General features: G+C 43.1%; 9 protein-coding genes. 3 read left to right on the top strand and 6 right to left on the bottom strand.

Annotated elements, in window-relative coordinates; all coding sequences use genetic code 11:
* The 5 genes from LAY57_RS08415 to LAY57_RS08395 form a co-directional block, all read right to left on the bottom strand.
* Positions 1 to 1,846 (bottom strand): AAA-like domain-containing protein (locus LAY57_RS08415; RefSeq protein ID WP_249065961.1); only part of this gene is annotated, 1,846 nt, incomplete at its 3' end.
* 223 nt (positions 1,847 to 2,069) lie between these two features.
* On the bottom strand, positions 2,070 to 3,977 hold the full coding sequence (locus tag LAY57_RS08410) for an AAA-like domain-containing protein (RefSeq protein ID WP_249065960.1): 1,908 nt from the start codon (positions 3,975 to 3,977) through the stop codon (positions 2,070 to 2,072).
* 349 nt (positions 3,978 to 4,326) lie between these two features.
* Entirely contained in the window at positions 4,327 to 4,623 is a 297-nt protein-coding gene (locus LAY57_RS08405; protein WP_249065959.1) for an antitoxin family protein, read from the bottom strand.
* Between the two features lie 63 nt (positions 4,624 to 4,686).
* On the bottom strand, positions 4,687 to 5,004 hold the full coding sequence (locus LAY57_RS08400) for a hypothetical protein (RefSeq protein ID WP_249065958.1): 318 nt from the start codon (positions 5,002 to 5,004) through the stop codon (positions 4,687 to 4,689).
* 406 nt (positions 5,005 to 5,410) lie between these two features.
* Positions 5,411 to 5,782, bottom strand: coding sequence for an SH3 domain-containing protein (locus LAY57_RS08395; protein ID WP_249065957.1), 372 nt, complete (start codon positions 5,780 to 5,782; stop codon positions 5,411 to 5,413).
* 203 nt (positions 5,783 to 5,985) lie between these two features.
* Between LAY57_RS08395 and purB the strand changes: the two genes are divergently transcribed.
* The 3 genes from purB to LAY57_RS08380 all read left to right on the top strand — a co-directional run bounded on the left by purB (position 5,986) and on the right by LAY57_RS08380 (position 9,723).
* Positions 5,986 to 7,281, top strand: coding sequence for an adenylosuccinate lyase (gene purB / locus LAY57_RS08390; protein ID WP_249065956.1), 1,296 nt, complete (start codon positions 5,986 to 5,988; stop codon positions 7,279 to 7,281).
* Between the two features lie 255 nt (positions 7,282 to 7,536).
* Positions 7,537 to 8,280, top strand: coding sequence for a hypothetical protein (locus tag LAY57_RS08385; protein ID WP_249065955.1), 744 nt, complete (start codon positions 7,537 to 7,539; stop codon positions 8,278 to 8,280).
* 180 nt (positions 8,281 to 8,460) lie between these two features.
* Positions 8,461 to 9,723 (top strand): NACHT domain-containing protein, encoded by a 1,263-nt coding sequence (locus LAY57_RS08380; RefSeq protein WP_249065954.1) that lies wholly within the window; start codon positions 8,461 to 8,463, stop codon positions 9,721 to 9,723.
* Positions 9,724 to 9,905: 182 nt separating this feature from the next.
* Here the strand turns inward: LAY57_RS08380 and LAY57_RS08375 are convergent, their stop codons facing one another.
* Entirely contained in the window at positions 9,906 to 10,307 is a 402-nt protein-coding gene (locus LAY57_RS08375; RefSeq protein ID WP_249065953.1) for a hypothetical protein, read from the bottom strand.
* Positions 10,308 to 10,342 lie beyond the last annotated feature (35 nt).

The following is a 10,342-nucleotide window of genomic DNA, read 5'->3' as shown; positions in this document are numbered from 1 at the left end:
TGGCGCTGATGAGATAACTTTGATGTCCTTTGAGGATAGCGAGTTGCTGACCCGATAAATCCCACACTCTGGCGGTGCTGTCGGATGAGGCGGTGACGATGCGTTGGCTGTCGGGACTGAAATTGGCGCTGCGGACATAACTCTGATGTCCTTTGAGGATAGCGAGTTGCTGACCCGATAAATCCCACACTCTGGCGATGTTGTCGGATGAGGCGGTGACGATGCGTTGGCCGTCGGGACTGAAGTTGGCGCTGCGGACAGGTTTCTGATGTCCTTGGAGTTGACTCCTTTGATGTATATTGTCGAGAATAAATTGTAAAGCCAGTAGTGGACTGGCAACTGGATATTTTTCTACTGGGCGTCCGTCGTTAACCAGCGCTTTCAAATCCTGCCCAGTCTGCATCGCTGACAGTAACGCTTCTAATTCTTGAAACTCAAATTGCTTTAAAGCATTGGCGGATTCCCTCTCAAGTCTTGTAGCTTCCCGTGCTTCTTTTAGTAGATTTTCCGCTTTTTGTCGCGCTTCAGCTAAGATTTGATTTGCCTGCTTTTGCGCTGCCAAAGCATTTTGAAGCTCTCGCTTTTCTAGCTCTTGGCTAGTCGCTAAAAATTGATAATCTTTATCGCTCAAGCTTTTATCATTTGCCCATGCTAGTGCATCCTGCAATGCCTGTCCTCGCAACAGGCGCGATTCATCTTGGCAATCTGAATCTAACCAAGCTGCGAACGCCTCCGAGTACGGACGCAGATTTGCTAATTCTTTCTCAACCCAAGTCAGGTTAAAAACTTCCTCGTAAATGCGGTTAGCAACTCGCACCTGTCCTTGCCGCCTCACGACTAATCCCGACAGTCGCAATGTCATTTGTTCGTGACTGTCATTCGCTGGCACTCCATCCTTTTGCAATATTTGCCGATACAATCCCAACAAGCGAGAAGCACGTTTATCGTTGACGAGAATGCGGTCTCTAATTGTCTTCAAATGCTCCGGTTCATCTTGCGCTTCCCAATTTTCAATAACCTTCGCAAGCACCAAATCTGCTACCCAATCTTCGGAATTTTGAATTACTTCTGCACTGGCAAAAATGAGCTTGCAAACTTTTTGAGTTAAAAACGGTTGTCCTCCCGTCCAATCAAATATTGCTGGTATCAGTGCCATTGGATTGCTGACTTTTGCTGCCAAACCTTGCGCTAGGGGTGCGGCTTCTTCCAGTTGAAAGCCTGTTAATTCAATGGCACGACCAATATTAAATGGCGTTCGTCGTTTGTCTTGAATTAAATCTGAAGGAGTTGCCACCCCGATTAAGGCAAAGCTAATGCGTTGGTATTCTGGATTATCTGCCCTTCTATTATAGCAGTCACGAATAACTGCAAAGAAGTCATCTATATTAAATTTTAAGCTGAGTATGCTGTCTATTTCATCAACAAAAATTACTATATTTTGAGATCTTGACTTCAACAGCACTTCTTCGATAAACTTGCTGAATCTTTGCACGAAAGACAGCAAACTTTTCTCAGTCCACCAAGTATCTAAATCGAAATTAGCATATAAATTCAAACTGCTGACAATGCTATCAATTACGCCTGCATACCATTGCTCTGGCGTAATATCCGAAGTTCCTATCGCGGTAATATCGATGGCAGCACAGGCAATTCCTTCTGCTTGCAATCGCTGCATTGTTCGCACCCGCAAGCTAGATTTGCCCATCTGCCGAGAATTCAACACATAACAAAAATCAAGCGCTTTTAAACCTTCATAAAAATTATCATCTGCCTCTCGTTTCACGTATGTAGGCGCATCTGGTGGCAAGCTGCCGCCGACTTGATATTGATAGTTTGAGTTTGCCATTTTGGCTATCTCCATCTGCATCTAAAATTAATGTGATTGCGTCTATATCAGGACTTACGCAGGGACGCTAAATATGGTGGATCGTGCGTTACGCTATCGCTAACGCACCCTACAGATAGAGGCTTTGCGTAAGTCCTGTATATAATACCCAAGGGTAGGGCACGGCAGCGATAAATTTGGCGGACAGATACAAACATAGTTGATGTCGTGCCCCTACCGGAAATTAACTAAGTCTATTGCCGAAATATAATCTATACAAATCGCACAAAGGCATCACATTATTACCCTGAAACTTTACTAACCCCATACTGCGAAGTTTAAACGCCTCTAATGTCCCTATTTGGATCGGATTACTTGCTACCACCACCTGCTTAATAGCTGCTGCCAAATTAGCATCATTTTCCAAGTTTAATAAGTGGCGACGCAAATGGTCATAATACGGCCCTTCTTCTGTTGGAGCTACTTGCAGCAACCTATCTAAAGTAATTCGGCCTCGTGTAATTTCATAAAGAGCCAATCGCACTAAATAAGGATGTCCGCCAAACATTGTCATTATTTGCTCGATTTGTGCCGCAGACAAATTTAAATTGTGCCGTTTGACTAAATCCTGGATCTGTGCCAAGTTCAACTCTGGCAATTCAATGGGCAATCCCACATTGAAAGGAGATTGATTGATATTCAGCGGCACATAAACTTCTTTAGAATGGACGATCACCAATCTCAGTTTTTTCCAAGTTGCGTCATTCTTAGCCCGTTCGTGCCAAGCTCGCAAAAGTCCAAAGAAGTCTGTAGCAATTTCTGGATGTTGGAAAACTTGATCTACTTCATCCAAGGCCAAAGTCAGCGAGCTATTTATTTCTGATAAGATATACCTTTGAAAGTAGTTTGTACACTTATTTTTACTGCCCAGAACTCCCTTCCAATACTCATCCAGCCGATCGGGTAGATTCAATTCATCAGTAATGCTGGCACAAAACCACTGCAAGAATCGATCGAGACTGGTGAGAAATTCTGAATCTGCCGATTGAAAATTTAAGGATACCGTGCGATCGCCTTCCCGGTTAGCATGATGGAGAATGCGGGTCATCAGCGAAGTTTTGCCCATCTGCCGGGGTGCCTTAATGCGGATAAGCGCCCCCGGCCTTACAATTGTGTCGTAACAGTCAGTTTCTATGGGCGGACGTTCCACATAAAAAGGAGATTCCAGTCCCACCTGACCTTCAGGATTATCCAGACTTAACTGGAAAACATTACTCCCCTCTCCGTGGCGAAGAAGGGTTGGGGGAGAGGTCAACTCCCCAGTACGCAATGCTTCCAGCATTTCACTTGCACTCAAAAAGCGATCGCGTGTGTGAGTTCTCAGAGATCGACCTAAAACTGCTGCTAACCTGGGATTGAGGTTTGCCCCACTCTCCTCCAGATTCGCTGCCTGATTTTCCCAGATAATTTCGCCGGTAATGGGGCTAGTTTCCAACTGATAGGGCGATTTGCCTGTCAGCAGATAAGCAGCAGTCATCCCTAAACTGTACAAATCGCTGGCGTAAACGGGTCTGCCTACTGCCTGTTCTGGCGGCATATACCCAGGCGAACCTATAATTACGCTTGAAATAGCATTACTTTCGGAATCTAACCCAGTTCCCATAGTTTGCTTAACTGCGCCAAAGTCAATCAAAACCGGATTGTCATCTCTCTGTCGCAGAATAATATTATCCGGTTTAATATCTCGATGAATGATGCCTTTGCTATGCACGTAATCCAGCACAGGTAGAAGCTTTAAGAGGAAATCGAAGACAGTGCGATCGCTCAATGGGCCATTTTTTTGCACCTTTTGCTTGAGCGTCTCCCCTTCAATCCATTCCTGGACTAAATAAAATTGTCCCGCTTCCACAAAATAAGCATACAACTGGGGAATTTGTGGGCAATCCTCTCCCAGCGCCTCCAAAATAGCCGCTTCCCGCTTAAATCGTTTCTGCACTTGGTATGTCGCATTTTGGGTCAGCGGTTTGAGTCGTTTGATCGCACAGCGACGCTTTGATGGCATTTGAGTATCTTCTGCCAGAAAAGTTTCCCCAAACCCACCACTCCCCAAAGACTGAAGGATGCAATAGCGATTGTTCAAAAGGTTTCCCATCTGATGCACTCTCTGAGGCTTTCCCAAGACTTAGGCGTTATTTTTACTAGAGTACAGCCATTGACATCGCCTGGTGCCAGATTTCATTAAAATGTCACACTTGTGCTTTGTGGGGAAGTGCGAGTATAAGGTCGCTGTTTGTTGTCCCATTGGCAAAACAATACAAGTATCAATAAACTGTAAATAACGGGTAATATTTGTGAGGTAACGTGCCGAATTTTCTGCTCCAAATAGCAATTAACCCACGACAGTTAATGGTAAAATAACCGTCGGCAAAGCAGTCACTTTCGCCACCACATCTAGGTTGCCGTTAAGATAACGAATCGCCATAGAAGTGTCTAATCCAGTTTCACCAACCATAAGTGTCAATTTTACCAAACTCGTCTGCGATCGTAAGCTGTAACTCTTCAGCTTCCTTATCGCTGAGAATACCAGAAAACTGCAATAGCGGATGCGGCAAACTTTCTTCACAGTGAATCGTGATTTTCACTCTGGCGTGTTCTGCTAAACCTTCTAAAGCTTGCAGGGGATGCAGAACACCATCTTCATAAATCGCTTTAATGGTTTGAGTCTGTAGCATATCGCAGTCCATCTGGTTTTCGTCGATCGAAATCGATCCTAATGCACCCTTGTTTGTTACCACCATATCCTACCAACTAAGAGGAGTATTCTATTTTGCTTGCTCCTCTAATAGTACAAGAGCTATTCTTTATAGAAAAGTTTTATCTTCTTCCAATACAAATGATACAAAGGCTGTTCCTTCAGGCAAGCGATTGCTAATAAATTCTCTGGCCAACCTTACACTAATTTTAGCATCTGTTATTTCACTGAGATCTAACGATCTAGGATCTTCGGCGATTTTTTTACCGATGTAGAACCAAGGATCGACACCCAGAATTAAAATTCCTTTCTGTTCTAGTTCGTCAGTTAGACGAATCGCGTCTTTAGGATGCAACAGAAGCTCTTCAGCTTTAACAATACCAAGATGTTGATATTGACTTATTAGTTTCTCAAGAGTTTCTATCATTTTAATTCTCCTTGATTTTTTTTGAATGTATTGGCCTTGATCGGATGTAATCCTTTTATGAAGGGGCAGTTTAATATTTACCGCCCCATTAAGTTATTAAGAGACTATAAGGACATTTCCTCTACCTAATTCATTCCCTCTGCATCCACCACAAATTTAACCTTTTCCAAAAGTTGTTTCGCATTCATATTTTTTTCTGACTCTTGATATAATTAGTTTTCGTCAACCATTATAATTTATCTGTTTAAACTGGTTTGCGATCGCACTCGCTTTACCGTCAGGCTCATTATAGCAAAAATTATCTTGATATTTAACTTCTAAACTAAAATAGGGTGAGCAATACCCACCCTACCAGCAATTAGCCAGAACTTTATCAAAACGGATTCCCGAATAAAATATTTAGTTATCAATCAGCGCCGCAAGTTAGGTAATTTGCCCATACCCAACCTTCATATCCTCGTCCCCTATCCGTAACAATATTAACCCAGCTTCCCGATCGATCCCAACCCTTACGTAGCACCACAGATCTATTAGGTATACTGCTAATAACTTTGCCATTAATATTGCTGCGATCGCGCACATTGATCTGGCCATCATCGGGAGTCATCACCATCATAAACCGGGCTGTGCAACGTTGAGAAACTAGATATTCATTCGGGTTATACTGGGTTAGTTTATGGTTAATTTGTGTAGCCGTGGTAGACTTTACACTGATTAAAGATAGGGACAATAAGGTGAATAATGTTAAAGGTTTTCTCCACTTTCCCAATGTCGCCATAATAAACTCTCCTAGTTCCATAAAAGCTTAGCTAACTGATTGATATTATGACTGATTTAGATAATGTTGTCATCCAAGATTTACAATACTTTACTAATAAAAAATAGCCATATTTTTCGGAGAATTGTCACAGCCTACAGCTATGGCGATCGCAGTCGTGCCAAATAGCGGTACAATTAGACAGTCGTACACTGTGGCGGACTGTGATCGAGCGTTATACGTTGCCGGAAATGGGCAATCTGTGGACAGAAACCTATAAACTCAAAACCTGGCTGCAAGTTGAAATAGCAGTTTGCGAAGCGCAAGCTGAACTTGGCTATACTCCAGCTGAGGCGGTTGAGGAAATCAAGGCAAAAGCTAACTTTGACCCCAAGCGGGTGCTGGAAATTGAAGCGGAAGTCCGCCACGACGTAATTGCCTTCTTGACAAATGTCAACGAATATGTAGGCGATGCGGGACGGTACATTCACTTGGGTTTAACCAGTTCCGATGTGCTGGATACCGCTTTGGCGCTGCAAATGGTAGCCAGCATCGATGTATTGTTGGAACGGGTGGAAGATTTCATTCAAGCGATTCGCTACCAAGCACAGCAGCATCGTAACACCGTGATGATTGGGAGAAGTCACGGAATTCACGCCGAACCGATCGCTTTTGGGTTTAAATTGGCTGGTTGGTTGGCGGAAATGCACCGAAATCGCGATCGCTTAGTCAATCTTCGCCGCAGTGTTGCTGTAGGCAAGATTTCCGGTGCGGTGGGAACTTATGCTAACGTGGAACCGCGAGTAGAAGCGATCGCCTGTCAAAAACTCGGACTCGAACCCGATACCGCATCAACTCAGGTGATATCGCGCGATCGCCATGCCGAATTCGTGCAAGTATTAGCACTATTAGCCGCATCGATCGAACGCTTCGCCGTCGAAATTCGCAACCTGCAACGCACAGATGTTCTAGAAGTCGAAGAATTCTTCGCTAAAGGACAAAAAGGCTCCTCAGCAATGCCGCACAAACGCAACCCCATTCGATCGGAAAGATTAACCGGAATGGCAAGAGTTGTGCGCGGTAATGCAGTTGCAGCTTTAGAAAATGTAGCACTTTGGCATGAGAGAGATATTTCTCATAGTTCTGTCGAACGAATGATTTTGCCAGACTCTTGCACCATCACCCATTTCATGTTATCAGAAATTACCGATTTGGTGAAACATCTGCTAGTTTACCCAGAAAATATGGCGCGGAACATGAACGTTTACGGCGGCGTGGTGTTCAGTCAACGGGTAATGTTAACTTTGGTAGAAAAAGGTTTGGCGCGAGAAGAAGCTTATGCGATCGTGCAATCTTTAGCTCATCAAGCTTGGAATAAACCCGAAGGTGATTTTCATGCTTTAATTAGTAAAGATGAGCGGGTAACAAAAGTGTTATCGCCAGCAGAAATAGAAGCCTGTTTCGATCCGCAACACCATCTCAAACATTTGGATCAAATCTATCAACGTCTCAGTATCTGACCGAGTTAGCAAGAGTCAGCAAGGGAAACAGGGAGAAAAAGTGAAATTAATCTTGTTTTTTTCTTATTTTCCCTTTCGTTTCCCGTCTTTTTTACTGCCTAGTAAACATACCTGGCAGTTAATTAGTTTGTCAGTCGGTTAAGTTTTATTTACTTTTGTAAAGATTCAATACAAATTCCAGAAAAATTTTTAAATCCCCTAATTTAAATTGAAGTTAAACTCGATCGCTAACTTTCAATTTTTGCGGAAGAGAGTATGACTAGAAAGTTTTTCCAAAAATTAACCTTTGCCACCGCAGGCGCTACCGCCCTGACCTTGGGGACGGTAATCAATTCCTTACCAGCATCGGCTGCCAGTTTCACTTTTCACTATTTCGGTGACTACGATTGGGGAACAGGCTCGTTGAGCTTTGATGATTCAAGCTTGTCGGGCATTGGGCAGGAAGGAAAAAAATTAGCAGATCTCAAAAACGCTACTTTTTCACCAAGTGCTTTCTACATTAGCCCTACCGCAGCCCTTTACCCTACTCTATTCACAGGCCCTTACGGTGTAATAGAGCCTGTTTTTTACTTTAATGACGGTAACCTTGTGGGAATTACTTCTTTCAGCGTTACAAGACCCCCCAATTACTATTGGATAGCAACTCGTGCAGACTGGCAGTCATACGGGAGTAGTTGGAATTTGTCGTGTGGGGGACGTTGGTCAGCAATAGAAATATGTAATACCATAGCTAGTAAAAACCCCAACGGACGTGCCTCTGCGAGCGGGCAAATAGAGTTCCAAACCGTGACGGCTCACCAGCCAACCCAACCACCGCAACTACCCCAACCTCCACAACCACCCCAACCTCCACAACCACCCCAACCTCCACAACCACCCCAACCTCCACAACCTCCGAAATCAGTTCCAGAGCCGGGAGCAGCTACAGGTTTGAGTTTGGTGGCGATCGGTTTCCTAGCTAAAAATATAGTATCCAGACGTCGTACTAGCTCAAGTTAGGCACATTATGGTAGGGTGCGTCAGAAGCAAAAACCCTCATCTTATCGATATAACGAAAGACTGACGCACCCTACCAGTTGATTCAATTGTGACAGAACATTTTTATTTCTTTTTTCCTATCCCCCTCTGCCATAGCATAGTAAGTACGGAAGAGCGTATTTTAGATAACTATTTCCCACAATGAATTATTTTAGGCGCAGTGTTCGGAATCGCAATAAATTGCTTCAAGCCGTGAAAAGCGAAGTCAAAGCGCGGCTGGAACAATCATTGCACAATGCGGTGCGAATTATCTTGTTAAAAGAAACCCAACCCGAACAAATGCCACGACTTTGGGATATGGATGTCAAAATCGGCAGGCGTTCCACTTTCCAGCTACCTCCAGAGGCAAGCATTGTTCAAGTATTTGAGCAGACTGGCGGCAAGTTGATGATTTTGGGAACGCAGGGTTCTGGTAAAACTACAACCCTGCTGGAACTTGCCAACCAGCTAATTACTGCGGCGGAAAATGACATCAGCAAACCAATCCCTGTTTTGTTCGATATTTCATCTTGGCAAGAAGACAAGCAAAATATTGCAGATTGGTTGATATCTGAACTACAGTCGAAATATAATATCCCCGTCAAAATTGGCAAACAGTGGATTAATGAGCAACAATTGCTACCGCTACTAGATGGATTGGATGAACTAGAATTAACGCGACAAGAACTATGCCTTCAAGGTATTAATCAACTACTTGAGGGAGAAAATAAACTGAAGCATATTGTTGTTTGCACTCGCCTAGAAGAGTACAAAAGCTGCCATACTAAGTTGCGTTTGCATGGGGCGATTTATTTGCGATCGCTCAAAGAAACTCAGATTAAGGAATATTTGATGAGTTCGAGAAGTCGAGAATTATGGGAAAACATCAAAAACGAGCCGCAGTTATTAGAATTGGCAAAGACGCCGCTACTTTTAAATATGATGACCTTAGCGTATGAGGAAATTTTAATTCATGCTTGGAAACGCATCGCTGACAAAAAAGAACGCTACGAGTATTTGTTAAATGCCTATATTCGTCGGATGCTGACGCTGCAAATTACCAGCCGATGTTATCGCAAAAATAAGGAACCACGTCCAGAACAAAGTCGTCATTGGTTGGTGTGGTTGGCTAAAAGAATGAATGAGTCAAATCAGAAGTGGGTTGTTATTGAAAAAATACAGCATAATTGGTTACAGACTCCCTCTCAGAAACGGTTATATCATATTGGTGTTGTGCTGACTTTGGGCGGGATTGCTGGAATCAAACATTTTATTATATGTCGGATTCTTTGGCAAAATGGCTATATTCCCCGGAACTATGCCCGTTTTCTCAACTATGCTACAGAAAGACTGTTTTTGCAACGAGTGGATGGGCAATATCAGTTTGTTCATCAACTCTTGCAAAAACACTTAGCTCAATTGTAAAGGGGACTTTCACAGAGAATTAAGAAGGTCATATTTCATAATTCCTGCTTGGAATAAACCTAGTATTTACGCAAAAAAACCAATATACCGGGTTTATCCCTTCGGAAAGAAACCCGGTTTTTGCCTAATTCCTGAAACTATGAAGTAGAAAAATCAAGAATTACCAGTTACCAAGAGCAAATTTAGGGACAAATCTCATAGGTTCGAGGATTGCGACAGACTGGATTAGAATTATTTACACAAGCAAAAGAACCAGGCTGAAGAGATTTATCGCTAAAATTACCGGGCGGATTACCACAAGCGGTATTGGAATTATTTACACAGGCAAAAGAACCAGGTTTAAGAACACGATCGCGAAAATTACCAGGCGGATTACCGCATCGGGAATCGGCATTATTTAAACAAACAAAAGTATCAGCTTTCACGGGTACGCAATTATCTGCTTGAGTTGCACACTGATTAGTAACTCCAGAATTATTTAGTTCGATCGCTAATCCTGGAAATCCCAGAAAAATTCCGGTAACGATCGCTCCCGCCGTACCAAGGATATTTGTAAATAACTTTTTATCTTGTTGGCAATTCATCCTATTATCTCCTCACTCTAAGACCAGAGAAAATC

The organism is Argonema antarcticum A004/B2 (genome assembly GCF_023333585.1).
GTDB classification, from domain to species: domain Bacteria; phylum Cyanobacteriota; class Cyanobacteriia; order Cyanobacteriales; family Aerosakkonemataceae; genus Argonema; species Argonema antarcticum.
The sequence above is the reverse complement of the archived record's forward strand: the minus strand, read 5'-3'. Positions and strand labels throughout refer to the sequence as shown.